Here is a 24,742-nt window from a genome sequence, read left to right on the forward strand (position 1 = left end):
GCAAAGTTCGCTCCCTTGTTTTATTTATTCAACTCATCATACATTTGAATCTACAACCCGGGATTTTAATTCAGATGCCCGTATACTAATATTTCCATTAAATTTGCCTCTATTTCTCATTTATTTCTGTTTTCTCCTTCCTTTTCACGGTCTGGCTGGTAAAGGTGCTTTCAAAGATTTTATCAGCATTACCGGTTTCAAAACCCTCACGGCGATGTTCTCTTTTGATTTCAGCAGGTTTCAGGTGCTGAAATTGTGGTAAAACCTTGCGCTCGGCAAATTCTACATAACTGCCCGAAATCGGGTGAGTTTCTCCTCCATTAAATTCAGCGTCAATGATTTCGGCCACTGTTGAGCTCTGCAACAATCCACCATCAGGACTAATCTTGATTTTTCCACCTGCATCATTCAGTTTAATACCTGTTTTTTCCAGAAATGCATTAAATTCCTGAATGGTATTATAGCCCTCTTTCAGGTTATGCACGCTGATGGTATAATGATTCAGGTAATAGCGGTTATAGATTACCCATGCCGCATATTCGCTTTCTTTCAATAAGGTCGAATAATCTTCCCACGTCGGCATACTCCACAGTGGTCTGTGCAAAAACTCATCTATTGCCACGCCATCATTCAAATCCAGACTATCTACTGGGTCAGATTTTACCTCATCTGTATAGCTTCTGATAATATCCTGAATATTTTGCGGTAAATCTTTTACACGCAACTCACTCACAAATATTCTTGGATACTCAGGCTTTGGCGGCGAAAACCAATACGCATCCAGTTTTTTACCTTCAAAATAAAAGTAATCACGTTTTTCATAGCCCAAATGAAGAAAAATCTTCTCAAACGATTGAATCCCCAACTGAGGCACACCCATTGTGCGAAAAGCTATATGGTCGTTTTCAATTTCACTGGCATTGGCAATAATACCTTCGGCAATCATGGCGTTCGATACCTTTTCTACATCAGGCACGCGCTCACGGTATCGGCGCATTAATCCATTCAAAACGTATACTAAAGTTGCTGTTTTATCTTCCATTTTATTCTTGTACTTTAAAAAATTGTCCGTTAGTAGTTTCCAGATACGCGTCTAACGGAATGTCTTCTTGTTTAATAAATCCTTTCTGTGGCAATTTACCATCGGCTACCATTTCTACTACTGCCGCAATAGATGCTGCTGTTGTCCAGGATATAGCTCTCCAGTGTTTGCCATCAATTTCAATCGGGTGATACGCTTCGTAGAACTCTTCACGTGCCAGTTCCTCGCCTTTCCAGCCCTCTACAACGGCATATACATACACTACGTCATCCTGTACAGGTGGTTTGGCTTCTGTCAGAATCTGCTCTACCAGTTCACGTTTATCTTTCAGGATTAATTCATATAACAAAAACTTCATCAGCTTGGCATGACCCGGATAACGGATGGTTTTATAGTTGAGTGTATCCACTTTACCTTCGTAGGTTTCACACATTGTACCCAATCCACCCGAAGTACTGAATGCTTCAAACTCCTGACCTTCAATCTGGATATGCTCGATACCATCCAAAGAAGGCACCATTTTCTTTGTCCCATTATGAATAACCTCAGCATCGTTGATATATTCGTTGATTACCCCAGCCGGAGACCAGGTAAAAGAATAGCCCATTAAACCATTCGGATAGCGAGGTAATGCCCCTACGCGCAGCTCAATATCACGCAATTTGGTGAAACGTTTAGCCAAATCTGCTCCGACTATTCCAATCAGACCCGGTGCGAGTCCACATTGTGGAGCCATTACTGACTTAGAAGTTTTAGCCATTTCTCTGATAGCTGTTGTCGTCGGTACGTCTTCCGTCAGATCAAAATAGTGGATACCAAATTTATGGGCAGTTTGTGCAATAGGCAAGTTCAGATTATAGGGCATCGCCGATACGACAGCATCAAAACTCGGGATAGTTTTTTCTAAGAAACTGATGTCGTTTACATCACCTAAAATGATGTCGAAGGGTAGTTGGGTATTTGGGTGGCGTTTATCCATACCCATCACGGCAAAGCGTTTAGCAAGCAATACGCCCACCAACGAACCCACTTTGCCCATACCAATCACAAGTACGTTTTTCATGTCTGGTTTGAAATAAAGTTTATGATGAAACTAGCAATAACAAACAACGCGAGTAAACTCTTTCCTATGGACACATAAACTATAATACTGAAATAAAGTTATTCAGTTCAATAGCAAGCTACGCCCTATGAAAATCATTTAGTAGAGTTATTTGGCAATAAATGATAAAGATTGATTAAGACCCCTGACACACATCAGGAACAAATGAGCAGGCACTACGAAGATAGGCGAGGCGTGCTAAATGATATTTAAGGTCTTTGAACAAGTGGAAGATTTATTTTTTCGACAAATGTAGGCAATTGAATATAATTTGCAAGAAATTTTTATTGAATAAAATCTCTAAATAACTGACTTTCTAATCACTAAATCGCTCATCACCGGGCCGCGTAGGCTCAATCACTCAACAACTAGACCACCATCGCATCCTTATTATATCGACTTCTATACTCCAACGGCGACATGCCTGTGATTTTTCTAAAAACTTCTCTGAATGCCTTAATATCAGAATAGCCTACCTCATACATTACTTCATTGATGGTTTTCCGGGTAGTTTCAAAGCTTTTCTTGGCGGCTTCAATTTTTACTCTTTGCGCATATTCTAATGGGGTGTTACCAGTTGCCTTTATGAATCTCCGGTCGAAGTTTCGTCGTCCTAAGGCTAGTTTAGCTGATAATTCTTCAATAGAGATTTTTTCGTCTATTTTACTTTCAATATATTGCTGTGCCTGTTTCACTTCTTCGTCTTCATGCAGTTTCTGTCCACTAAAAATACTGAATATTGATTGGTGTTGACGGTCAACTTCAATCTGGAAAACTTTAGAACAGTAGATGGCCGTTTCTCTATTGTAATATTTCTCAATTAAGTAAATGAGCAAATTAAGAAATGAATAGGCTCCTCCATTCGTATAAATCCCATTTTCATCAGTTATCAATTTATGGACATGCAAATGAACTTCCGGGAATAGACTCTTGAATGTATTTTCAGAAGACCAATGCGTAGAGCAATTTTTTCCATCCAACAAGCCTGTTGCAGCCAGCATAAATGCACCACTGCACATAGTAGCTACTTCTGCTCCTTGTTTATATTGTTGTGTAATCCAGTCAGTCAGAAACTTATTTCCTCCCAGAGCTTTCTGATAATCTCTAGCAAGAGATGGAATGATAATTAAGTTTGTTCTTTTCACCTGCTCAATGGTAGCGTGTGGCCTTATACTGAATAACCCATTATCAAATTCTGTTCTTTCAGAAATACCCACAATCTGAACAGTATACAATTCTTTATTCCCCATGCTCTGCCAATGTTCTCCGGCCTGTAAAAGAATTTCATATGAGCCTACAATGCAGGCTACACTGCTAAGGTTGCCCTGACCATCTGGTGCAATGATAGAGATATGCTTCATAACAAAATATTTTTCTACAAATATAGTGAAACCTGACTGTCTAAATCAACCCGTCAGAATGTCTATTTCACACCCTCTTAAAGTAAAATTTAGCTGATACTTTTGCAAAGTAAAATTCAGATTATCTGATAAGGATAGTTCTAAGACGGTTTTGCAAAAACAATAGAAATTAAGAGAATCATCGAATAAACTTATAGAACATGAATAATTATGAACATTTTTTAGACTTGCATCATCAATCTGAACCTTTAATAGTAGCTAATGCATGGAATGTAAAAAGTGCACAGATTATCGAAAAAAGTGGTTATAAGGCCATCGCTACCTCAAGTGGTGCAATTGCCGATTCGCTAGGCTATAAAGATGGAGAAGTAATACCGTTTGAAGAATTACTCTATATAGTAAAAAGAATAAAATCAGGCACAACTCTGCCACTATCGGTCGATCTGGAAAGAGGGTATACCAAAGATTTAAATACTTTAAACGGTAATATTCAGCAATTAATTGATACTGGAGTAGTAGGAATAAACATAGAAGATGCCGAAGGAGAAGAAATATATTTAAGAAAACTGACCAGTATAAAAAACTACCTTGAAAAGACAAATCAACGACTTTTTATCAATGCCCGAACAGACGCTTTTTTGCTAAAACTTCCTTCACCGATTGAAACAGTTATCAGAAGAGCAAAGCTATATGAAGAGGCTGGAGCTAATGGGCTTTTTGTTACGGCTATAAGCGATATTGAATTAATCAAAGAAATTGCTACCTCTATTGCACTTCCGCTCAATGTAGTTGGTGTACCAAAACTTTCATCCATTCAATCATTAGCCGAAAATGGTGTAAAGAGAATCAGTATGGCTGCTTTTCTTTATAGAGCAACTTATAATCTTCTGGAAAACATTGCGCAAACAATTCTGGCTAAACAATCATTTGCTCCCTTACATTAATTAATCGTTTCAATCAGTAACTAATAGCAACAATCATCCTATATGCAACACAACCCATTACCAACACAAGCAGTGGCGGCGAGATTTAACGAATTAGCTCAACAAGAAAAATGGTTTGAAATACAAGACGAACTATTTGCAGAAAATGTGAGAAGCATTGAACCCACAAACGCCCCTTATCTGAAAGACGCTGAAGGCAAAGCATTAGTCAGAGAAAAAGGAGAAAACTGGGTAAAAAGAATAACAGCCGCCTACAAACTGGCTACTACCCAACCTGTGGTAGCAGGTAATCATTTTGCCATAGGCAGAGAGTTTGATATAGAAGTTAATGAATTAGGCAGGGTTCATATCAATGAAATAATATTATATGAGGTGAAGGATGGGAAGATTGTATTGGAGCAGTTTTTTTATTGATAAATATATGTTGGCGAGAGCCGGGCGTCGGGCGCTTCGGGCTCTCGCCATAAAAAAAGAACCATCCTCCTAAGAAGATGGCTCATGTATGGGTAAGGAATCGTAATGGGCCATTATGAGATACTATCCAGCAATTTTTCTTCCTGCTCAATAAACGGCTGGTTTTTCAGACGTTTACCGGTAGCCTTAAAGATAGCATTGGCAATGGATGCTCCGGTTGGTGGCAAGGCTGGCTCTCCTAAACCAGTAGGATCAATGCCATTATCAACAAAGTGTACATCTATGGCCGGAATCTCGTTCATCTTAATCAGACGGAAAGTATTGAAATTGCTTTGGTTAGGTTTACCTTCGGTAAAGGTCAGGTTACCATACATGGCATGCCCCATACCGTCAACTATCCCTCCTACTATCTGGTTTCGCGCACCACTCTGGTTGATTACTATACCACAGTCAACGGCTGCATATATTTTCTGCAAGACAGGTTTGCCTTTTTTCATTACCACTTCACCTACCTGTGCCACATAAGAAGCATGAGAGAAATAGACACTGAAACCAAGGCTTACGCCTTTGCGTTTTTTGTTCCAACCCGATTTTTCTGCGGCTAATTCAATGACCGCTTTCATCCGGTCAATGTCGTAGCGAACAGGGCCGATTGGTGCTGTTTTAGCTTTCTCTAACAATTCAAGTCTGAATTGCACAGCATCTTTCCCTGCGGCTATTGCTACTTCATCAATAAATGATTGCTCAGCAAAGGCCAGGAAGTTAGTGATTGGTGCTCTCCAAGGGCCAGTAGTGATTGGCGATTTATGTTCTACTGAATCAATCAATAAATTCGGTACGGCACCCGACGGAAAGTTATTTTCACGCGTAGGATTTCCGGCATTGATACCTACCCCACGAAGCGAATAGCCTATCATATTGCCTTGTTTATCTAACGCCGCACGGAAACGGTAACGCACCGCCGGACGGTAGCTACCACCCGTCATATCGTCTTCACGTGTCCAGATAACCTTTACAGGGGCTTTAACTAAATTAGATACTTCAACGGCTTCCAATACATAATCAGTACCTAAACGGCGGCCAAAACCACCTCCCATACGTGTTAACTCAACCGTTACTTTTTCAGGAGCGATATTCAGCAATTTGGCAGTTTGTCCTTGTGCTGCCTGTGGGGTTTGGGTTGGGCCAACCAATTCTACGCCGTCTTCTCTTACATGGGCAAAGAAGTTCATCGGCTCCATTGGGTTATGCGGCAGAAACGGGCATTGATATTCAGACTCAACTATTTTCGCAGCATTTTTAAATGCCTCTTCAACATTCCCCTCTTTTCTTCTGACTTCTGTTTTTGGCGAATCCAGTAATTCCTTGAAAAGTTTATTATGGTCGTCGGTACTTTCAAGATTTCCGTCTTTTTCCCATTCAATTTTCAAAGCATCCTTCGCCTTTTTCACTTCCCATGTCGATTTACCAACTACTGCTACCTTGTTTTTAAACGAAACCACATCAACAATACCCGGCATGGCTTTAGCCGCCGTGGCATCAAGTGATTTCAGTTTCAACCCAAAAGCTGGCGGGCGTTGAATCATCGAGAAAAGCATTCCTTCCCGATAAAAGTCGATTCCAAAAAGTGGCTGGCCTGTAATAATAGGCTTATTATCAACATTTTTAACAGTTGAGCCTATCAACTTAAAATCTTTCAGGTCTTTCAGTTTTACATCTGTTGGCGGTGTAATCTGAGCCGCATCCGTTGCTAATTCACCATAACTCAGTCTCTTGTTTGAGGTGGTATGTATCACAAAACCTTTTTCGGTTTTGCACTCGGTGGCCGATACATTCCATTTTTTAGCGGCGGCTTCTACCAACATCTGGCGGGCAGTGGCCCCGGCTTTGCGGAGGCGTTGCCATGAGTGAGGGATAGACCCGCTTCCTCCGGCAACCTGGCGCTCAAATTTCTTGGTGTCCAAAGGCGCCTGTATTACTTTCACATTTGCCCAATCCACATCCAGTTCTTCAGCTACAATAATCGGGAAGGCAGTTTTTATCCCTTGTCCGATTTCTGGGTTCGGTGAAAATATACTGACGATTCCATCAGGATGAATCGATAAATAGGCATTGGGTGCAAAGTCTCCTGCTAATGCTTTTGAGGCAATATCAGTTGCGGCAATATCCATTGTGGCAGCGTCGGCAGCAAAAGCCTCCTTACCAAACCAACTAAAACTTAACATGAAACCACCACCGGCAAGCGCGGCCGATTTCAAAAAATCTCTACGGCTGTTGTTTGTGTTTTCCATATGCTTATTTCATTTTGGTGGCTGCTAACTGAACGGCTTCTCTGATACGGTGGTAAGTACCGCAACGACATATATTGTTTGACATCGCAGTCTCTATCTCTTCCGTAGTCGGTTTAGGGTTGCTTTTCAAAAACGCAGCGGCTGTCATGATTTGCCCGGCCTGGCAATATCCGCATTGAGGAACATCTACTTCATGCCATGCCTTTTGAACAGGATGGTCACCTTTCTCTGATAGTCCTTCAATGGTAGTTATTTTGGCTTCGCTCACTGTCGAAACCGGTAAGATACAAGTACGGGTTGCTTCACCATTAATGTGTACTGTACACGCTCCACACATAGCCATTCCACAGCCATATTTGGTACCTAACAGTCCTAAATGATCACGCAAAACCCATAGCAGAGGTGTATCGGGAGCTATGTCTGTTTTGTAGACTTTCCCGTTAATGTTAAGGTTGTAAATTGCCATCGTAGTATATTTTGTTGATAGACAGTATTTTAACCAAAATTAATTAAAATACTTACACATTGGAAAGAATTTTGATACGAATTATTTTGTTAGATGGAAAAAGTAGACTAATTGCCCTAATTTGCATACCACATTTTGAGCATTTTTTTCCACATACGTATATAAATTCCGTAAAAACGTAGATGGATTACTAATTTACTAAATTTACTTTAATAACTTTGAGGCGCCGTATCTCCACTAATGCATGAAAATATGAGTTCACATACAAGAAAAAATTTGTTCTCCGAGAAAATAGACAACTGGCTGATTGGATTTAAAGATGGTGCCGACTTCCTGTTGTTATTCTTTAAAGAAGCACTTAGTGGAAATTTTGAATTTAAAGAGTTCGTCAATCAATGCTATCGTATAGGTAATAGTTCGTTGCTGCTCATCTCGCTCACAGGTTTTGTTACAGGTTTTGTATTTACCAAGCAATCGCGTCCATCATTAGAGAGTTTCGGGGCTACTTCCTGGCTACCTTCACTGGTAACTATTGCCATCATCAGAGCCTTAGCCCCATTGGTTACTTCTTTGATATGTGCGGGTAAGGTAGGCTCAAGCATTGGTGCAGAGTTGGGCTCAATGAAAGTAACCGAGCAGGTAGATGCCATGGAAGTATCAGCCGTTAACCCGATTAAGTTTTTAGTGGTGACAAGAGTGCTGGCTACCACAATTACTATCCCGATCTTATCATTTTATTGCGGCTTGATGGCTATGACGGGGGTATTTCTGAATGTAACAACCAACGAAGATACCAGTTTTCCGGCTTTTCTTGAGCAGGCATTCAATAGTATTGTTTATCTCGACTTATGGACAGCCGTTATTAAATCGGTGGCCTATGGTTTTACTATTGGTATAGTGGGTTGTTATAAAGGATACAATGCTACCAACGGCACATTGGGTGTAGGTAAAGCCGCCAATTCATCGGTGGTAATGTCGATGTTTTTGATATTTATTGAAGAAGTATTTATCGTACAGGTAACAAATTGGTTTAGATGATAAAATTGTGAATTAGTGAATGGCGAATTAGCGAATAATTGTACTATTTAGTCTGGAAACTCCAACTATTTTTGGGTAAATTGTGATAAAGTTAATTTCTCTATTTTTTAATTATTCACTAATTCACAATTCGCCATTCACGATTAGAAGATTCACTCAATAGACAACATGAACAAAGTAATACAAATAGAACATCTGTATAAGGCATTTGGCGACAGGAAGGTTTTGATAGATGCCAATCTGGATGTCTATGAGAGCGAAAACATGGTGGTTCTGGGTAGGTCGGGCACCGGGAAATCGGTCCTGATTAAAATCATTGCCGGATTATTGCCTGCCGACAAAGGAAGTGTAAAGGTATTGGGACAGGAAGTAACAGAACTGGACAAAAAAGCTATGAACGAATTGCGCCTGAAAATAGGCTTTTCGTTTCAGAACAGTGCCTTGTATGATAGTATGACTGTAAGGGAGAATCTGGAATTTCCATTGGTAAGAAATGTAAAGAATATGAGCCGGGGTCAGATTAATAAGGCAGTGCACCAGGTATTAGACTCGGTTGGCTTATTGAAATCTATTGACCAGATGCCTGCCGAATTATCAGGCGGACAAAAGAAACGGATAGGTATTGCCCGCACCCTCATCATGAATCCAACCATTATGTTGTATGATGAGCCTACCGCTGGTCTTGATCCGATTACATGTATGGAAATCAATCAGTTGATAAACGAAGTAAAAGAAAACTATAAGACAACTTCTATTATCATTACGCATGATTTGACCTGTGCTAAAGAAACAGGCGACCGTGTGGCAGTTTTATTCGACGGCAACTTTAAGTTTCAGGGGACATTTGATGAGGTATTCAAAGACCCTGACCCAAGAATCAAGAATTTTTACGATTACAATTTTATAGAAAATCAAAAGAAATAGGTATATGGCGACCCCCGAATCTTCACAAAAAATAGCAGCGAAAGTTGGTTTATTTATATTAATAGGTGTTATTATATTAGCTGCTGCTATCCTGACACTCGGAACCATGCGTAAATCGTTCATCACACGCATTGATGCTACGGCTACGTTCAATAGTGTCAATGGTCTTACCAAAGGAAATAACGTATGGTTTGCCGGGGTAAAAGTAGGCACAGTCCAGGAGATAGCCTTTACCCCCGACTCAAAAGTGCGGGTATTATTCAGCATCGAAGACAAATCTCAGAAATTCATCAAACAGGATGCCACCGTAAGAGTAAGCTCTGACGGTTTAATCGGAAACCCAATCATCCTGATTTCAGGAGGCTCACCAAACATCCCTATGATTCAGGATGGGCATACTTTTAAGGCAGAAGCAGATGTAACACAACAGGAAATGCTCTCTACACTGCAAGCCAACAATAAAAATATCCTGTCTATCACCAGCGATTTAAAAGGCTTAACGGCTGATATTCGTGCAGGGCAAGGTTCATTAGGCAAATTGATGAAAGACGAGGCGCTTTATGCCAGTATCTCAAAAAGTATGTCAACCGTTGAAGCTGCCACCAGAGATTTGAAAAAAGGAGCGTCTTCATTAGCCACCTTAACTGATAAATTAAATGCCGAAGGAAACTTTATCAACTCATTGGCAACCGATAAAGAGATTTATCCATCTATCAAAAATACGGTGGCTTCATTGCAAAGCACCTCACAGACTTTGAAAGAAACGACGATGTCTGCCCAGAAAACAGTGGGTAACCTAGAGCAAACAACCAATGCATTATTGAATAATCCGAATAATACCATTGGTGTTTTATTGCATGACCCCAAAGCGGCCAATAATATCAGAGAAACCATCAGCAATCTGGAAAGCAGCAGTGCAAAACTAGACCAGAATCTGGAAGCCTTGAAGCACAACTTCTTGTTCAGAAGATATTTCAGAAATAAAGCGAAAGAAGACGAGAAGAAAAAAGAAGAAGAGCAGAAGTTACAGACAGCAAATCCGAAGTGATAGATAAATTTAGTGCCTTTATTTTATCAATAAAGGCACTAAATTGAAGAATATTTTATTCAATACTTTTCAGTTCGCCTTTATAAAATCCTTTAACCGCCTTTCCGTCTTCATCCTTACCATCCAAAGTTATTTCGTAAATACTGCCATTCTTTTTTACGGTAAGTTTTCCAAACTCTATAGTAGCTTCGTCGTCACTGTCTAAAGTGCTTAAGTCTGCATTAACGATGACACCGCCATAAAATGTATTAGGTTTACCCTCATCATTTATATCACTTGTATACTCTCCTGCATCTAATCCTTTAGTACCTTTTTTCATATAAATATATAAAACAAGTCCGGTGATCTTTCCATCAGCTGAATCAAAATCCCCATTTACATATTTTATTTTCAAGTCAGATGTTGCAAGAATCAAACTGAGTTCTTCTATATTCTCGTCATCATAAACTTCCGATGACCAGAGTCCTTGTGTTAAATCATACGTTTTCCCATTGTATGCCATCTGGCTTGCAGGGGTAACTTCTTCGTTCTTTTTGTCGCAGCTGATAATTAATAGTCCAGCAATTAAAATCAGTAACAGCCTGGTAATTGTTTTGTGCATTTTGTTAAAATTTAAAATAGTTATAAAAGCATTAAATTATAAAATAAAAGAGAGCCCACAAAGAGCTCTCTTTTATTTCTCGGCAAATTCAAAGAAAAATCCTACAATACTGTCTTAATCTTCAATTCATCCATTTGTTTCTGGTCGATGGTTGATGGTGAATCAATCATCATATCACGTCCTGAATTGTTTTTAGGGAAGGCAATGAAGTCACGGATTGAATCAGCTCCACCGAAGATTGAACAAAGGCGGTCGAACCCAAAGGCGATACCTGCGTGTGGAGGTGCACCAAATTCAAAAGCATCCATCAGGAAGCCAAATTGTTTTTTAGCTTCTTCCTCAGTGAAACCTAAAATACCAAACATCTTCTGTTGCAATGGTCTCTGGAAAATACGCACCGAGCCCCCTCCTACTTCTGTACCGTTAATTACCATGTCATAGGCATTGGCTCTAACACTGCCTAAATCTTCGGTTTCCAACAACGGAATATCTTCCGGTTTCGGACTAGTGAACGGATGGTGCATTGCAAACCAACGGTTTTCTTCTTCGCCGTATTCTAATAACGGAAAGTCTAATACCCACAACGCCTTAAATTCATCCGGTTTACGTAAACCTAAACGGCTACCCATTTCCAGACGTAATTCGTTTAATTGTTTGCGTGTTTTGTTAGCCTCTCCTGCCAGAATAAAGATTAAATCGCCAGGTTTTGCATCGAATTTCTCAGCGATTTGTTTCAAGGCTGCTTCATCAAAGAACTTATCGAATGACGATTTCAAAGTACCATCCGCATTGAATCTGATATAGGCTAACCCTTTCGCTCCTACCTGTGGACGTTTCACCCACTCAGTTATTTCGTCGATTTGCTTACGGGTATATTCGGCACAACCCGAAGCATTGATACCGACAACCAGTTCAGCAGAATCGAACACCACAAAATCTTTCCCTTTCACCACATCGTTCAATTCTACAAACTCCATTCCGAAACGTGTATCAGGCTTATCCGAACCATATAAACGCATGGCATCAGCATAAGTCATACGTGGCACCTCCGGCATATCAATGTTTTTCACTGTTTTGAACAAATGGCGAATTAAGCCTTCAAACATTTGCAAAATATCCTCTTGTTTCACAAAAGACATCTCGCAGTCTATCTGTGTAAATTCCGGTTGGCGGTCAGCACGTAAGTCTTCGTCACGGAAACATTTCACAATCTGATAATAACGGTCAAAACCCGAAACCATCAACAATTGCTTAAACGTCTGTGGCGATTGTGGTAAAGCATAAAACTCACCCGGATTCATACGGCTCGGCACTACAAAGTCTCTTGCCCCTTCTGGAGTAGATTTAATCAATACCGGTGTTTCTACCTCAATAAATTCCTGTCCGTCCAGATAATTACGGGTTTGCTGAGCCATTTTGTGGCGCAATTGCAAGTTCTGACGAACGGCATTACGGCGTAAATCCAAGTAACGGTATTTCATACGAATATCGTCGCCACCGTCAGTTTCGTCCTGAATCAGGAACGGAGGTAATTTGGCAGGGTTTAGAATCTCTAAAGCCGAAACTTTAATCTCTACATCACCCGTCGGAATTTTATCATTTTTTGATACACGCTCAATCACCTCACCCGTTGCCTGAATCACAAATTCACGGCTCAATGTACGAGCCAAAGCTATTACGTCGGTATCGCTGCTATTTTCATTTAATATTAATTGTGTGATACCATAGCGGTCACGAAGGTCAATATAAATAATACCACCTTTATCACGAACAACTTGTACCCACCCGCATAAGGTAACTGTCTGATTTACATCTGCGATACGCAATTGGCCGCAGGTATGAGTTCTTAACATTAGTCTAAAGAATTATGTTGAGCAATTTTTTTGCAAAAGTAAGCATTTTAAAGCAAAGGTCTTAGACCCCTCCTAAAAATTATGGCTTTTATCAAAATACCGAATTTCACCCAAATCCTACCAGCTACTCACACAGATAACCAAATACTCATTCATGCTTTCAATCAGCTTCTGAATTAATTTATTTAGCGTTCTCAAAGTCTTCTAAACTAATTTTATACCATGAAAAAAATCTTTACCCTTTTTGCTATTTGCCTGATAGCAAGCACTTACACCATTGCCCAACATGCAGAAGCCCTTCCCGGTACACTGAAAGCCACAACTTTAAGCGGCGTTGGCAAAAGACCAGTTTTCTCAGACCCAGATGGTGTTCTGATTAACCAGTCATCAGGCAATGAACTATTTCTTTCTATTCCGGCAGCAGACTTTCGTAGTATTGATGATCAGGGGCCTGTTAATTTTACAATTGGTGAGATTGCCGGAACCGGAGGTAGCAATATGCGTTTGATAGCCCCGGCGGGATACCTGCCCTATATAGTGAAAGTAAATAAAATGCGGGTTTGCCTGAAAGATAATATCTCCTCCAATCTGCAGGTAGATTTATTTCAGGTATATCCAGACCCAAGCCTTACCGTTCTTACCCTCACAACTTTAACTACCGTTGCTTCTTCAGGTTCAGACCCGAAATACCGTTGTTTTGATAAAGAAGTAGACCAGGTTTTTGACTATGCCAAATTCAGTTATTATTTACAGGCGAGACCTGTTCCGGGTGGGACAGATAATGGTATCTGGGATTCTAAAATTGAAAATATGTCTTTGGTACACGTAATTCTGTTCTACTCATACCTGTAAGTCTCGATTTGGTAGAATCTATCAAATCAGGAAGGTAGTCGAATAAATTTGTGTAAATAATCTACAGATGGCACTTTTTTTTTGCCTATTAAAAATATAAGTAGTAACTTTCCTTTTTAGTCACAGCAAAACATTTTGGAATAGGGCTGCTCATTGAGCGGCTTTTATTTTTTTGCGTGACATCACCCATTCATCAGCAGAAAACCAGAGAGGTCTGTTCAGCCATTCTCTTACGTTCAGTTTTAATATAATTTCTGACAACGATACAGGCTTCAAAATACTCTTTTGCCTCGTAGAAGTGCAATAGTTCGATGAGTTCTTCCATATCCAGGCTGCATACAAATTTTCCCAGATCATCTATGGACAGGCTCAATAGCAGTTTTTGTGAGGGCAATGTTAACACATTACCTCCAGTTTGTTTGTAGGGATTTGGCATTAATTTGGGATTCTTTAGTATATACGTAAACTCGGGCTATATCGAAATTGTTTAACAAAAATAAACAATAATTTTGATTTTCTAAACAATCTTATTCTAAGGTTCCTTCTGCTCTACAATTTTATTCACAATATCAAAAAAACGGCTCAATTCTTTTTCCCGGCCACGCAACCAGACCATCCGCATTTCAGATTTGGCACTGATACTGGTCAGTTCAATATGCTTTACATTCATATTCTGCCCGCTTAATGCCGACTTCGGCTCTATCGAAATTCCAACCCCCGCTTCTACCAAACGCAAAACCGTATTGGTATTGCCCGATTGATAAGCCACTTTTGGAATAAACCCATAGTTCTGGCAAAGTGCCTCTATACTTTCTACATAGCCCGAGCTTTCGCTTCTTGAGGGAAGAATAAAATTTTCGTCAGCCAATTGGGCGAGTGAATGGAAATTTTCAATGTTTAACTGATGATTTTGGGGCAGGAGTACCACAAAGTTTTCGGCATAAAGTGTTTGGGCATTAATTTCTTTCGGTACAATTATATTCGGCCCGAAACCTACATCTATTGTCCGGTTGAGCAAAGCATTGATTTCATAAACATTCGTTGACTCTATCAGCACCGTTTGCATCGAGGGGATTTCTTTCTGAATCTTGGCCAGAATAGCAGGCAATAAAAACTGCATCAATGAGCTTGAATGCGCTATCCGAATCTCCCCGCCCTCTCCCCTATGAATCTGTGCTGTGCGTTGGCAAACCCTTTCAAAATCTTCAATAATTCTTTTGGCTTCATCCTTAAAATAAATACCCGCTTCGGTCAGTTCTACCTTTCTTTTATGGCGATTGAATAATTGCACGCCCAGTTCTTCTTCCAACTGCATAATCTGGCGGCTCAAAGCAGGTTGAGCAATATAAATATCCTCAGCTGTTTTACGGTAGTTGAGTCTTTCCGTCAGTTTCAGAAAATTCTCAAGGGTTCTTAAATCCATCAATGATTGTGTTAGCATTCATAAATACAATTGATGCCAGAATTGCATCAATTAATCAAAATTAAGTATTTTTTGTTATCATAAATAATTCCTTGCTTTGCATTTATAAACCTGATTAATTATGAGTGAGCTATTATCTGCAATTCCTGTTATTACTCTACCAGAAAATATCCAGCTAATTCAGGCCGAATTATCCCACGTGGATGCAGTAGCAGAAGTATTTGATGCTTATCGCCAATATTACGGGCAAACATCAGATATTGAAGGAGCCAGACAGTTTTTGGCAGAAAGAATAACCAATAAAGAATCAGTTATTTTTCTGGCACTAGAAGACAACCAACCTTTGGGTTTTACCCAATTATATCCTATGTTTTCGTCAGTTTCCATGCGCCGTTCCTGGACATTGAATGATTTATTCGTAAAAGAAAATATCAGAAGCAGAGGCATAGGCAAAGCATTACTTGCCGCTGCCCAGAATTTCATAATCCAACAAGGCCATAAAGGTTTATTATTAGAAACCACACCAGATAATACCAAAGCCCAAAGTTTATACGAGCGCCTGGGTTGGGTTCGTGAGCAGAATTATTATTATTTCTGGCAGGCTTAGTACAACAAATTACAATAGTATCATGCAATCTCTCCTACAAAAAGCATTTTCTGCAGACCTTTTCCGCCAACAGGCACATAGTCTGGTGGATACACTGGCTGATTATCTTGAACAAACACAAAACGGCTCATTAGAGACAGTTTTGCCCTACAAAGACCCGGAAGAAAGTCTGGCTTTCTGGCAGGAAGATTATCAGCAAGGACAAGGTGACGTGGCTGAGTTTTTCAGCAAAACTATCCAACACTCCAATCATCTGCACCATCCACGTTATATGGGGCATCAGGTTACGCCACCTGTACCCATTTCAGCCTTGGCAGGAATGCTCAGCAGTATGCTTAATAATGGGATGGCTGTCTATGAAATGGGGCTGGTTTCTAATCCTTTAGAACGTATCCTTTCAGAATTATTAGCAAAAAAGATAGGATTTGATTCCAATGCCAGTGGCCTATTAACTTCGGGAGGTACATTGGCTAACCTGACGGCACTTTTAGCCGCAAGAGCCGCCAGAACCGATGTATGGGAAGAGGGTAATACTGAGAAACTGGCGGTAATGGTATCAGAAGAGGCACATTATTGTATAGACCGAGCAGCACGCATTATGGGCATGGGTAGCGAGGGAATTATTAAAGTGCCTACTAATGCGCATTTACAAATCAGAACCGATTTATTGGAGCAATATTATCAGGAAGCAACCGACAAAGGCTTACGTATCATAGCCATTATCGGCAGCGCCTGCTCCACCTCTACCGGAAGTTATGATGATCTGGAAGCGATTGCCGCTTTTGCTCAGAAACATGACCTCTGGTTTCATGCCGATGGCGCACATGGTGGCGCAGTGGTGTTTTCTGATAAATACAAACATCTGGTAAAAGGCTTACATCTGGCAGATTCGGTGGTGATAGACTGGCATAAAATGCTGATGGCTCCTGCTCTGATTACAGCCGTGATTTTTAAACGAAACGCTGATGCCTTCAAGACTTTTCAGCAAAAAGCACAATACTTATGGGCAAACCAACACTCAAAAGACTGGTTTAATTCGGGCAAACGTACCTTTGAATGTACCAAATTGATGATGAGTATAAAAGTATACGCCATACTCAAAGCTCATGGCGAGCAGATTTTTACAGATAATGTAGACTATCTCTATGATTTAGGCAAAACATTCGCCGCACTCGTAAAAGCTCGCCCCAATTTTGAATTAGCCTTAGAGCCAGAAAGCAATATTGTCTGCTTCCGCCTGAAAAACGAATCCGGTTCAGTAAATGATTTAAATGCCAGCATCAGAAAGAGGTTATTGGAAGAAGGTAAATTCTACATTGTTCAAACTACGCTAGGTGATAAACTTTATCTGAGAGTATCCTTAATGAATCCGCTTACGACAGAGGCAGACTTGGTGGCTTTATTGGATGAAGTGCAGAGATTGGCAAAAATTGGGTAGAATAATAATATCTACCCAATTTTACACTTATACTTCCTGAACAATCATTTCTTTAAGAGCATTACTAATTGTATTAAACATCTGCTTCTTTTCTATTGGAATATCCGCATCATTTATTGAAAGTAACAATAAGTATGATGAAGGTATATTAAAAATTTCACAGATTTTTGCAATTGTGCTTTTTTGAGGGAAGCTATTATTCTTCTCAATCTGACATAAGGCATTAGTAGAAATCCCCATTTTCACCGCCAAGTCTTTTTGCGATAAGCCTTTTTTACTCCTCAAAGTTTTAATTGCCGCTCCTATTTCCATTTTATCTATATTTTACAGAAACTTATCTAGCAAGTCTGCAAGTTGCAATAGTCTTAAAAACTTTACTAAGAAGTTGTCAAAACTTAGCCCTTGATTCTCTTGAATGAAAGAAATTAACTCTTCTTTCTCTTTTGTAGATAAATTACTTTTTTTTACAATTTCTATTAGATTATTATAATTTTTCATCTTATACCTATTAAACTATACATTTGATAATTTGTAAATAGGTACCTTTAACTGTCATGAATAATAAGGTACCTGAAAATTTCTTAGGTATAACTTATTATCTTCCTCAGAATTAAAACAATAAAATAAAGTTTCAGTAATTATATTTTTAAAACTAAACCCAACCACTTGGGGCCTAAATTTCGGCTTTCGAGTAGCTTTTAGTAAAAGTCTTTTTAAAATATTTCTGAGTTGGGCGAAAAAGATATTTGCAAACCGTTTTATTTCTTGGCCCAAAGACAAGACTTCTCTCCTATTTTGTTCAATTTTCAACCAGTCTACAAAATCACAAGCAAATCTTTTCCCTTTATTCCTTAGGTAAACAGATACCTTTGCTAATTGAGCCTCATCAAATTTGTCTTTAATTGCATCAAATATTGAATCTATATAAACTTCAGGCTTTGTATTGACAGTAATTAATTCGAGCCTATCTGTTAATAACTTTCTATTTATAGGCCACGCTTTTATGATTATAGACTTTTCATTCTCTTTATTTTTATCAAAAAATGCATAAAAATTAGCCTTGGAAAAACACATTTTATCTTCCTCGGCATTGGGATGGAGAGAAGTTTGATAATCTAAAATGGTTGAATCGAAAAATTCATTTAAAATAGTTGATGAGTCTTCTTCTTTAAAATTATTGTTAAGGGTAGGATCAATGGAAAACATTTCTTCCCTGATTTCAGACGAATCAATGTCATAGAACCATTTTTTAATAATTTTACTCTTTATTTTATTGCTATTGCTCACTTTCATCTTATACACTCATATAAAGTTATGAAACAAAGGTAAGTATTAAAAAGGAAAATACAAGTAGAAATTGTATAATTTAAAAAAAATACATCTTAAAAGAATATTTTTCTATATTGTGAGATTAGGATATCGCTTATTTAAATAATTATTAAATTTTAAATTCTAACCCTAATAAAACTTTTCAAAGGATTTTATGCCAAAATCATATTTCCAGTTCAAACAATTCACCGTTCATCAGGACAAATGTGCGATGAAAGTATGCACAGATGCCTGTATTTTAGGGGCGTATGCTGAGGTAAAGCATGTGAAGAGCATACTGGATATTGGCACCGGAACAGGGCTATTATCCATGATGTTGGCACAAAGAAGTGAAACTAAAATTGATGCCGTTGAAATAGATGATGATGCCTACGCACAGGCAAAAGTCAATATTGCCCAAAGCCCTTTCGCCGATAAAATCAATCTACATCACCAATCTATTCAGAATTTTAGCCTGCAACATTCAGAGGCTGAAAACCATCAATACGATTTAATTATTTCAAATCCCCCCTTTTATCAGAATTCTCTGCAATCACCAGACTCACAAACCAATAAAGCCTTACACGCCACTACCCTTACTTTTGACGAACTGATTGATGCGGTTATTCATCTACTAAGAGCAGATGGCAGGTTTATTGTCTTGTTGCCGCCCTTTGAGGCACAGCAATTATTGACGGTAGCTCAGAAAAAAGGCTTATATTTGTGGAGTAAATTGCTGATACAACATAATCCTCAGAAAGCCGTATTCAGGCATATTCTCAGCTTTAGCCAGGTGCCTATATCAGCATACACGGCAGATACGTTAATGATTCATCCGGAAAATTCGAATGATTATTCGGATAAATTCCGACAACTGTTGAGCGATTATTACACGATTTTTTAGAACTTTGCTCCTAATGACTCAAACACTTCAAATATCAGTCGTTATACCTTTGTATAACGAGGCAGAATCTTTACCCGAACTACACGACTGGATTGTGAGGGTAATGCAGGAAAATAACTTTACCTACGAAATTCTTTTTGTTGACGATGGCAGTAGCGATGATTCATGGGAAGTCATTCAGAATCTTGGCCATCAGAACCCGAAAGTCAGAGGTTTTAAATTTGTGCGTAACTATGGTAAAACTGCAGCCCTGCAAACGGCTTTTGTACAAGCGAGAGGCCATGTAGTCATTACGATGGATGCTGACTTACAGGATAGCCCGGATGAAATTCCTGAGCTATACCGCATGATTACCGAAGAGAAATATGATTTGGTATCCGGCTGGAAAAAGAAACGTTACGACCCAATTACCAAAACACTTCCGACCAAACTATTCAATGCGGTATCTCGGTGGGTATCAGGTGTTTATTTACACGATTTCAATTGTGGGTTGAAAGCCTATCAATCGAGAGTTATTAAAAACATTACAATCTATGGCGAAATGCACAGGAATATCCCCATTATCGCCAAATGGAATGGTTTCAAGAAAATCGGCGAAAAAGTAGTACAGCATCGCCCACGAAAATACGGCAGCACCAAATTTGGTTTAGAGCGTTTCATATTTGGCTTTCTTGATTTACTGACAGTTGCCTTTGTCAATAAATTCGGCCGCCGCCCGATGCACTTTTTTGGTACCATGGGCGTGCTTTCGTTTATGATAGGTAGCCTGATGGCCCTGTATCTGCTTTTCGAAAAACTGTATAATATCAATCAAGGGCTCCGCTACCGCAATGTAACCGATAATCCTTTTTTCTTTTTAGCTTTAGTGGCCATTATTATCGGTTCACAGCTATTTCTGGCAGGCTATATCGGCGAACTATTTGTGAAACAAACCTTTAAAAAAGACGAATACTTAATAGAAGAAAAAATAGGAGAATAAACTAACTAACCAACAGACTATATGCAAATCATCAAACTGACCTTTATCCTCTTTTGTATCACCTTCGTTTCACAGGCGCAAAAAGTTAATAAACTCATCAAAGACGACGAAGTAAAACGCATCATCAGCACTTTAGCTTCTGACGATATGATGGGCAGAAGCGCCATGCAACCCCAACAGATTGAAAAAGCCACCGCTTTTATTGCTGACGAATTCAAGAAAATCGGTTTACAACCCTTGAAAGGTTTAACCGGCTACAGACAGGAATTCCCGATTACAAAAATTGATGGATTTGTCAGTGCAGAGGTGATGATTAACGGTCAGGTAATTCCGAAAGATAAGTTTATTCTGATGTCGGATAGTGAAGAAATCAACTGGACTTCTAATATTCCGGTAGTGATTGTTGGCGCAGGAGATTCTTTCTCGCCGAATCAATACATGAGCGATTCTACCAGCAAAATTGTGATAGTAGATGCAGTCCATGAATCTAAACTGGCGGGTATTAAACGTTTTATGGGCCGCACCCGGTTACTGTCTAAGCCTTATCCGAAAATCGCAGGTAATATTCTGTTTGTAACAGGTATCAGTTCGGTAGAAAATTATTCAGTAAAAATCAAACAACGCAAAGAAGCGTTTAAAATGGCTAATGTGGTGGGCGTGCTGCCGGGTAAAAGTAAACCGGATGAAATGGTGGTTTTCTCAGGCCACTACGACCACCTGGGCATCCAGAAAGCCGTTGAAGGCGATTCAATTGCCAATGGTGCCGATGATGATGCCTCAGGAACCACAGCGGTTATTACCCTGGCCAACTATTTCAAAAAGCTAAAAAACAACGAAAGAACCTTGATATTTGTAGCCTTTACGGCAGAAGAAATTGGTGGTTTTGGCGCAAGATATTTTACCGAACAATTGAATGCAGATAAAGTAGTGGCGATGTTTAATATCGAAATGATTGGCAAAGCTTCTAAATGGGGCATGAATTCGGCCTTTATTACAGGTTTCGAACGCTCTGATTTCGGGACAATCCTACAAAAAAACCTAAAAGGCACTGCCTTTACCTTCAATCCTGACCCTTATCCGCAACAAAACCTTTTTTACCGTTCAGATAACGCGGCTCTGGCTCGTCAGGGAGTTCCGGCACATACCATTTCAACCGACCAGATTGATTCAGATAAATTGTATCACACTGTCAACGACGAAGTAGAATCATTAGATATTCAGAATATCGTTGCTACTATCAGAGCCATTGCTCTAAGTTCTCAGACGATTGTGGCTGGTATTGATACGCCAACGCGTATTGATAAGAGTACGGTGAAGTAATAATATCATCTACTATCGGACATATTAAATTTGGCTAAAGCCAATTAGGTCATATAATTTTGTAATCCTCCAGCTAAAGCTGGAGGCAATTAATTCAATAGCCCCATTTTTAAATGGGGATAAAATGAAAAACAAAATCCTTATGGGCTTTAGCCAAATGTTTCTTTAGCTAATTTAGCCATCAAGCAAAACATTTGGACATTTCATTCGAAAATTAATGTCATGCAAATCCATACAATAATTAAGCAAATCTTTCGTATCATAGGTACCATTGACACAGGTTATAGGGATAGAAAATGACATTTTAACCCCTTAACCTTTTGCATCAATAGACAAAAATGCTTACGTTTGCTTTAATATAACACCCTTTCTCTCACCAAGATGAAGTTTACATTCCCGGAATTAGAAGCAGGTAGATTTAAAAAGTTAATTTCAAGAATCTGGAAGGTTACAGGATTTATGGCGCTTGCCTTTGTGGTATATCTGATAGCCGTAAGTTTCAATTTGTTCTGGTTGTTCGGTAAAATGCCAAGCCCCGAAGAAATCGAAAACCCGAAAAGTGATGTAGCGTCTGAAATTATTTCTTCTGATGGAAAGGTAATTGGTAAGTTTTTGTACGAAAACCGTAGTCCAATCGAGTTCAGCGAACTCTCTCCCAATATCATCAATGCCTTGATAGCTACTGAAGATGCCCGTTTTACGGTGCATTCGGGTATCGATGCCCGCAGTACTTTGCGCGTAGTAACTGGTCTTTTTTCAGGTCAGAGCAAAGGGGGTGGTAGTACTATTTCACAACAGTTGGCCAAGAACCTCTTCAAACTCCGTGAGATTGATTATTACAAAGGCCCGTTATATTCGGTTCCGGTTATCAGACAAATCATTATCAAGACCAAAGAATGGATAACAGCCATTAAACTGGAGCGCCGGTATACCAAGCAGGAGATAATGGAAAAATACCTCAACACCATCGAATTCAGTAGTGGTGCTTTTGGTATCCGTTCTGCTACTAAAACCTATTTCAAGAAAGAGCCAAGCGAAGTAACGCTGGAAGAAGCAGCCGTGCTAGTAGGTATGATTCAGAACCCTTCGCGTTTCAATCCGAAGTTTCACCCGCAAGCCTCAAAAAACCGTCGAAATATCGTTTTCGACCAGATGGTGAAATACGATAAGCTATCTCCTAATAAAGCAGAATCGCTGAAAACCTTACCCATTACACTTAATTATCAGCCTGAAAGCCATAATACAGGCCCTGCGCCTTATTTCAGAGAATTCCTGAAAGGATGGCTGAAAGAAGAAATTGCCAAAGAAGGTTATGACCCTGACGATATCTATACCAAGGGTTTCAAGATATATACAACCATAGATTCCCGGATGCAGGTATATGCCGAAGAAGCATTGAGAGAGAATATGAAAGACCAGCAGAAGAAATTCTACGAGCACTGGAAAGGCCGTAACCCATGGACGATAGAAAAAGGTACAACAGGCACTTATCAGGAAATCCCTAATTTTATCCAGAACATTGCTAAAACTACCCCTCGCTACCGTGAATTGAAAGAGGAATATAATGGTGATATGGATAAGGTCTGGAAAGAAATGAATCGCCCGACCAAGATGCGTGTTTTCTCATGGAATGGAGAAAGAGATACAGTGATGTCGTCGATGGATTCAATCAGATACTATAAATTCTATCTGCATTCAAGTTTCTTAGCGATGGATCCTCGTAACGGGCAGATTAAAGCCTGGGTAGGTGGTATCAATTATAAATACTTCAAATACGACCACGTAAAACAAGGGAAACGCCAGCCTGGCTCAACATTCAAACCATTTGTATACGTAACAGCCATAGATAATGGCTTCTCAACCTGTGAGCACGTAGTTGACCAACCGATTACAATACAAGTACCGGGCGGAAGCTGGACTCCTAAAAACTCCGATGGAGTTTATAGTTACAGGTCTCTTACCTTGCGACAAGCCTTAGGGCAATCGATTAATACTGTGAGTGCTTATCTCATAAACCAGTTTAAGGCTGGTAATGTGATAAATTATGCGCATAAACTGGGCATCAAGAGTAAACTGGACGAAGTGCCTGCACTCTGCTTGGGTATCAGTAATGTTTCTCTCTATGAATTGATGGCAGGCTATTGTGTATTTGCCAACTCGGGCAAATATACCGAGCCTATTTTTGTGACGCGGATTGAAGATAAAAACGGAGAATTAATAAAGGAATTTTATTCAGATAGTAAAGAAGTAATCAGTCAGGAAACTGCCTATAAGATGATTCACCTCATGCGTGGGGCAACTCAACCGGGTGGTACCGCTTTTGGTGGACTTTCAAGATACGGTGTATTAGAAGGCAATGAAGTAGCCGCCAAAACAGGTACAACCTCCAACTATTCTGATGGCTGGTTTATGGGTATCACCCCTACACTGGTAGCTGGTGGATGGACTGGTGGAGATGACCCAACAATTCACTTCCGGACAATTGCCTTGGGACAAGGAGCGAGAGTATCACTACCTACCTGGGGAGGATTCTTCCAGCGGGTATATGCTGATAAAACCCTGGAATACAAAAAGGGCTCCTTCCTGAAGCCCTCTACTGTTTCAGTATCCGGTGACTGTGTATTTGCGGCTGGGGAAGGGTATCACATTGATTCGACTCAAAAGTATACTCCGCCAACAGCAAAACCAGCAGATGATGACCAATTATAGTGGCGTAGAACTTTAAGTTTTACGCGGCCATTGGCACTAAGTCCATAGCTGGTATTGCTTCTACCTCGGTAGATTCAACGACCATATAAGCGGTCTTAGTTTGTTTTCTCTTAGCTGC

Annotated in this window: 23 protein-coding genes; 12 read left to right on the forward strand and 11 right to left on the reverse strand. The window is 39.7% G+C overall.

Annotation, left to right across the window (positions count from 1 at the left end):
• Positions 1-109 precede the first annotated feature (109 nt).
• The 3 genes from ACYVFA_RS05315 to ACYVFA_RS05325 form a co-directional block, all read right to left on the reverse strand.
• A complete protein-coding gene (locus ACYVFA_RS05315) occupies positions 110-1,042 on the reverse strand; it encodes a DUF1338 domain-containing protein (protein WP_460470769.1) in 933 nt (310 codons plus the stop codon).
• Between the two features lies 1 nt (position 1,043).
• Positions 1,044-2,105, reverse strand: coding sequence for a saccharopine dehydrogenase family protein (locus tag ACYVFA_RS05320; protein ID WP_460470770.1), 1,062 nt, complete (start codon positions 2,103-2,105; stop codon positions 1,044-1,046).
• A 407-nt stretch (positions 2,106-2,512) separates the two neighbouring features.
• Positions 2,513-3,505, reverse strand: a complete 993-nt coding sequence (locus ACYVFA_RS05325) for a GlxA family transcriptional regulator (RefSeq protein ID WP_460470771.1) — start codon at positions 3,503-3,505, stop codon at positions 2,513-2,515.
• Between the two features lie 200 nt (positions 3,506-3,705).
• Between ACYVFA_RS05325 and ACYVFA_RS05330 the strand changes: the two genes are divergently transcribed.
• Both ACYVFA_RS05330 and ACYVFA_RS05335 read left to right on the forward strand, forming a co-directional pair.
• Positions 3,706-4,449: an isocitrate lyase/PEP mutase family protein gene (locus ACYVFA_RS05330; protein WP_460470772.1), complete on the forward strand. Its 744-nt coding sequence runs from the start codon at positions 3,706-3,708 to the stop codon at positions 4,447-4,449.
• Positions 4,450-4,491: 42 nt separating this feature from the next.
• Complete coding sequence (locus ACYVFA_RS05335) at positions 4,492-4,863, forward strand: SnoaL-like domain-containing protein (RefSeq protein WP_460470773.1); 372 nt, start codon at positions 4,492-4,494, stop codon at positions 4,861-4,863.
• Positions 4,864-4,976: 113 nt separating this feature from the next.
• On the opposite strand, the gene ACYVFA_RS05340 is transcribed toward ACYVFA_RS05335, so the two are convergent.
• A complete protein-coding gene (locus ACYVFA_RS05340) occupies positions 4,977-7,154 on the reverse strand; it encodes a xanthine dehydrogenase family protein molybdopterin-binding subunit (RefSeq protein ID WP_460470774.1) in 2,178 nt (725 codons plus the stop codon).
• A gap of 4 nt (positions 7,155-7,158) precedes the next feature.
• Positions 7,159-7,620 (reverse strand): (2Fe-2S)-binding protein, encoded by a 462-nt coding sequence (locus ACYVFA_RS05345; RefSeq protein ID WP_460470775.1) that lies wholly within the window; start codon positions 7,618-7,620, stop codon positions 7,159-7,161.
• Between the two features lie 252 nt (positions 7,621-7,872).
• Between ACYVFA_RS05345 and ACYVFA_RS05350 the strand changes: the two genes are divergently transcribed.
• The 3 genes from ACYVFA_RS05350 to ACYVFA_RS05360 all read left to right on the forward strand — a co-directional run bounded on the left by ACYVFA_RS05350 (position 7,873) and on the right by ACYVFA_RS05360 (position 10,630).
• Positions 7,873-8,658 (forward strand): MlaE family ABC transporter permease, encoded by a 786-nt coding sequence (locus ACYVFA_RS05350; RefSeq protein ID WP_460470776.1) that lies wholly within the window; start codon positions 7,873-7,875, stop codon positions 8,656-8,658.
• Between the two features lie 168 nt (positions 8,659-8,826).
• Positions 8,827-9,582 carry an ABC transporter ATP-binding protein gene (locus ACYVFA_RS05355; protein WP_460470777.1) on the forward strand — a complete coding sequence of 252 codons (756 nt, stop codon included), beginning with the start codon at positions 8,827-8,829 and terminating at the stop codon, positions 9,580-9,582.
• A 4-nt stretch (positions 9,583-9,586) separates the two neighbouring features.
• Complete coding sequence (locus ACYVFA_RS05360) at positions 9,587-10,630, forward strand: MlaD family protein (RefSeq protein ID WP_460470778.1); 1,044 nt, start codon at positions 9,587-9,589, stop codon at positions 10,628-10,630.
• Between the two features lie 55 nt (positions 10,631-10,685).
• Here the strand turns inward: ACYVFA_RS05360 and ACYVFA_RS05365 are convergent, their stop codons facing one another.
• The gene (locus ACYVFA_RS05365; protein ID WP_460470779.1) at positions 10,686-11,231 is read right to left on the reverse strand and encodes a hypothetical protein; all 546 of its coding nucleotides are present in this window, start codon (positions 11,229-11,231) and stop codon (positions 10,686-10,688) included.
• A 101-nt stretch (positions 11,232-11,332) separates the two neighbouring features.
• Positions 11,333-13,084, reverse strand: a complete 1,752-nt coding sequence (gene aspS, locus ACYVFA_RS05370) for an aspartate--tRNA ligase family protein (protein ID WP_460470780.1) — start codon at positions 13,082-13,084, stop codon at positions 11,333-11,335.
• A 222-nt stretch (positions 13,085-13,306) separates the two neighbouring features.
• Between aspS and ACYVFA_RS05375 the strand changes: the two genes are divergently transcribed.
• Positions 13,307-13,936, forward strand: a complete 630-nt coding sequence (locus ACYVFA_RS05375) for a hypothetical protein (protein ID WP_460470781.1) — start codon at positions 13,307-13,309, stop codon at positions 13,934-13,936.
• Between the two features lie 193 nt (positions 13,937-14,129).
• On the opposite strand, the gene ACYVFA_RS05380 is transcribed toward ACYVFA_RS05375, so the two are convergent.
• Together ACYVFA_RS05380 and ACYVFA_RS05385 are read right to left on the reverse strand one after the other, a co-directional pair.
• Positions 14,130-14,372, reverse strand: coding sequence for a hypothetical protein (locus tag ACYVFA_RS05380; RefSeq protein ID WP_460470782.1), 243 nt, complete (start codon positions 14,370-14,372; stop codon positions 14,130-14,132).
• 96 nt (positions 14,373-14,468) lie between these two features.
• A complete protein-coding gene (locus ACYVFA_RS05385; RefSeq protein ID WP_460470783.1) occupies positions 14,469-15,377 on the reverse strand; it encodes a LysR family transcriptional regulator in 909 nt (302 codons plus the stop codon).
• A 103-nt stretch (positions 15,378-15,480) separates the two neighbouring features.
• On the opposite strand from ACYVFA_RS05385, the gene ACYVFA_RS05390 reads away from it, so the two are divergent.
• Both ACYVFA_RS05390 and ACYVFA_RS05395 read left to right on the forward strand, forming a co-directional pair.
• Entirely contained in the window at positions 15,481-15,966 is a 486-nt protein-coding gene (locus tag ACYVFA_RS05390) for a GNAT family N-acetyltransferase (protein ID WP_460470784.1), read from the forward strand.
• Positions 15,967-15,988: 22 nt separating this feature from the next.
• Positions 15,989-17,404 carry a pyridoxal phosphate-dependent decarboxylase family protein gene (locus ACYVFA_RS05395; protein WP_460470785.1) on the forward strand — a complete coding sequence of 472 codons (1,416 nt, stop codon included), beginning with the start codon at positions 15,989-15,991 and terminating at the stop codon, positions 17,402-17,404.
• Positions 17,405-17,431: 27 nt separating this feature from the next.
• Here ACYVFA_RS05395 and ACYVFA_RS05400 read toward each other — a convergent pair whose 3' ends face one another.
• Both ACYVFA_RS05400 and ACYVFA_RS05405 read right to left on the reverse strand, forming a co-directional pair.
• Positions 17,432-17,716: a helix-turn-helix domain-containing protein gene (locus ACYVFA_RS05400; protein ID WP_460470786.1), complete on the reverse strand. Its 285-nt coding sequence runs from the start codon at positions 17,714-17,716 to the stop codon at positions 17,432-17,434.
• 240 nt (positions 17,717-17,956) lie between these two features.
• On the reverse strand, positions 17,957-18,697 hold the full coding sequence (locus tag ACYVFA_RS05405) for a hypothetical protein (RefSeq protein ID WP_460470787.1): 741 nt from the start codon (positions 18,695-18,697) through the stop codon (positions 17,957-17,959).
• 190 nt (positions 18,698-18,887) lie between these two features.
• Here ACYVFA_RS05405 and ACYVFA_RS05410 point away from each other — a divergent pair, with 190 nt between their 5' ends.
• From ACYVFA_RS05410 to ACYVFA_RS05425, 4 genes are all read left to right on the forward strand, one after another.
• Positions 18,888-19,616, forward strand: a complete 729-nt coding sequence (locus ACYVFA_RS05410; protein WP_460470788.1) for a tRNA1(Val) (adenine(37)-N6)-methyltransferase — start codon at positions 18,888-18,890, stop codon at positions 19,614-19,616.
• Between the two features lie 13 nt (positions 19,617-19,629).
• The gene (locus ACYVFA_RS05415) at positions 19,630-20,595 is read left to right on the forward strand and encodes a glycosyltransferase family 2 protein (protein WP_460470789.1); all 966 of its coding nucleotides are present in this window, start codon (positions 19,630-19,632) and stop codon (positions 20,593-20,595) included.
• Positions 20,596-20,616: 21 nt separating this feature from the next.
• On the forward strand, positions 20,617-21,915 hold the full coding sequence (locus ACYVFA_RS05420; protein ID WP_460470790.1) for a zinc-binding metallopeptidase family protein: 1,299 nt from the start codon (positions 20,617-20,619) through the stop codon (positions 21,913-21,915).
• A 381-nt stretch (positions 21,916-22,296) separates the two neighbouring features.
• Positions 22,297-24,624 carry a penicillin-binding protein 1A gene (locus ACYVFA_RS05425; protein ID WP_460470791.1) on the forward strand — a complete coding sequence of 776 codons (2,328 nt, stop codon included), beginning with the start codon at positions 22,297-22,299 and terminating at the stop codon, positions 24,622-24,624.
• Positions 24,625-24,742: the final 118 nt, after the last annotated feature.

The sequence above is a fragment of the Emticicia fontis genome (assembly GCF_054779675.1).

Bases quoted from the DNA above. Each gene is read 5' to 3' on its own strand.
- ACYVFA_RS05335 (WP_460470773.1), top strand. From the start codon at position 4,492: ATGCAACACAACCCATTACCAACACAAGCAGTGGCGGCGAGATTTAAC.
- ACYVFA_RS05350 (WP_460470776.1), top strand. From the start codon at position 7,873: ATGAGTTCACATACAAGAAAAAATTTGTTCTCCGAGAAAATAGACAAC.
- ACYVFA_RS05380 (WP_460470782.1), bottom strand. From the start codon at position 14,372: ATGCCAAATCCCTACAAACAAACTGGAGGTAATGTGTTAACATTGCCC.
- aspS (WP_460470780.1), bottom strand. From the start codon at position 13,084: ATGTTAAGAACTCATACCTGCGGCCAATTGCGTATCGCAGATGTAAAT.
- ACYVFA_RS05415 (WP_460470789.1), top strand. From the start codon at position 19,630: ATGACTCAAACACTTCAAATATCAGTCGTTATACCTTTGTATAACGAG.
- ACYVFA_RS05330 (WP_460470772.1), top strand. From the start codon at position 3,706: ATGAATAATTATGAACATTTTTTAGACTTGCATCATCAATCTGAACCT.
- ACYVFA_RS05390 (WP_460470784.1), top strand. From the start codon at position 15,481: ATGAGTGAGCTATTATCTGCAATTCCTGTTATTACTCTACCAGAAAAT.
- ACYVFA_RS05345 (WP_460470775.1), bottom strand. From the start codon at position 7,620: ATGGCAATTTACAACCTTAACATTAACGGGAAAGTCTACAAAACAGAC.
- ACYVFA_RS05315 (WP_460470769.1), bottom strand. From the start codon at position 1,042: ATGGAAGATAAAACAGCAACTTTAGTATACGTTTTGAATGGATTAATG.
- ACYVFA_RS05360 (WP_460470778.1), top strand. From the start codon at position 9,587: ATGGCGACCCCCGAATCTTCACAAAAAATAGCAGCGAAAGTTGGTTTA.
- ACYVFA_RS05355 (WP_460470777.1), top strand. From the start codon at position 8,827: ATGAACAAAGTAATACAAATAGAACATCTGTATAAGGCATTTGGCGAC.
- ACYVFA_RS05420 (WP_460470790.1), top strand. From the start codon at position 20,617: ATGCAAATCATCAAACTGACCTTTATCCTCTTTTGTATCACCTTCGTT.
- ACYVFA_RS05385 (WP_460470783.1), bottom strand. From the start codon at position 15,377: ATGCTAACACAATCATTGATGGATTTAAGAACCCTTGAGAATTTTCTG.
- ACYVFA_RS05405 (WP_460470787.1), bottom strand. From the start codon at position 18,697: ATGAAAGTGAGCAATAGCAATAAAATAAAGAGTAAAATTATTAAAAAA.
- ACYVFA_RS05395 (WP_460470785.1), top strand. From the start codon at position 15,989: ATGCAATCTCTCCTACAAAAAGCATTTTCTGCAGACCTTTTCCGCCAA.
- ACYVFA_RS05425 (WP_460470791.1), top strand. From the start codon at position 22,297: ATGAAGTTTACATTCCCGGAATTAGAAGCAGGTAGATTTAAAAAGTTA.
- ACYVFA_RS05365 (WP_460470779.1), bottom strand. From the start codon at position 11,231: ATGCACAAAACAATTACCAGGCTGTTACTGATTTTAATTGCTGGACTA.
- ACYVFA_RS05340 (WP_460470774.1), bottom strand. From the start codon at position 7,154: ATGGAAAACACAAACAACAGCCGTAGAGATTTTTTGAAATCGGCCGCG.
- ACYVFA_RS05325 (WP_460470771.1), bottom strand. From the start codon at position 3,505: ATGAAGCATATCTCTATCATTGCACCAGATGGTCAGGGCAACCTTAGC.
- ACYVFA_RS05375 (WP_460470781.1), top strand. From the start codon at position 13,307: ATGAAAAAAATCTTTACCCTTTTTGCTATTTGCCTGATAGCAAGCACT.
- ACYVFA_RS05400 (WP_460470786.1), bottom strand. From the start codon at position 17,716: ATGGAAATAGGAGCGGCAATTAAAACTTTGAGGAGTAAAAAAGGCTTA.
- ACYVFA_RS05410 (WP_460470788.1), top strand. From the start codon at position 18,888: ATGCCAAAATCATATTTCCAGTTCAAACAATTCACCGTTCATCAGGAC.
- ACYVFA_RS05320 (WP_460470770.1), bottom strand. From the start codon at position 2,105: ATGAAAAACGTACTTGTGATTGGTATGGGCAAAGTGGGTTCGTTGGTG.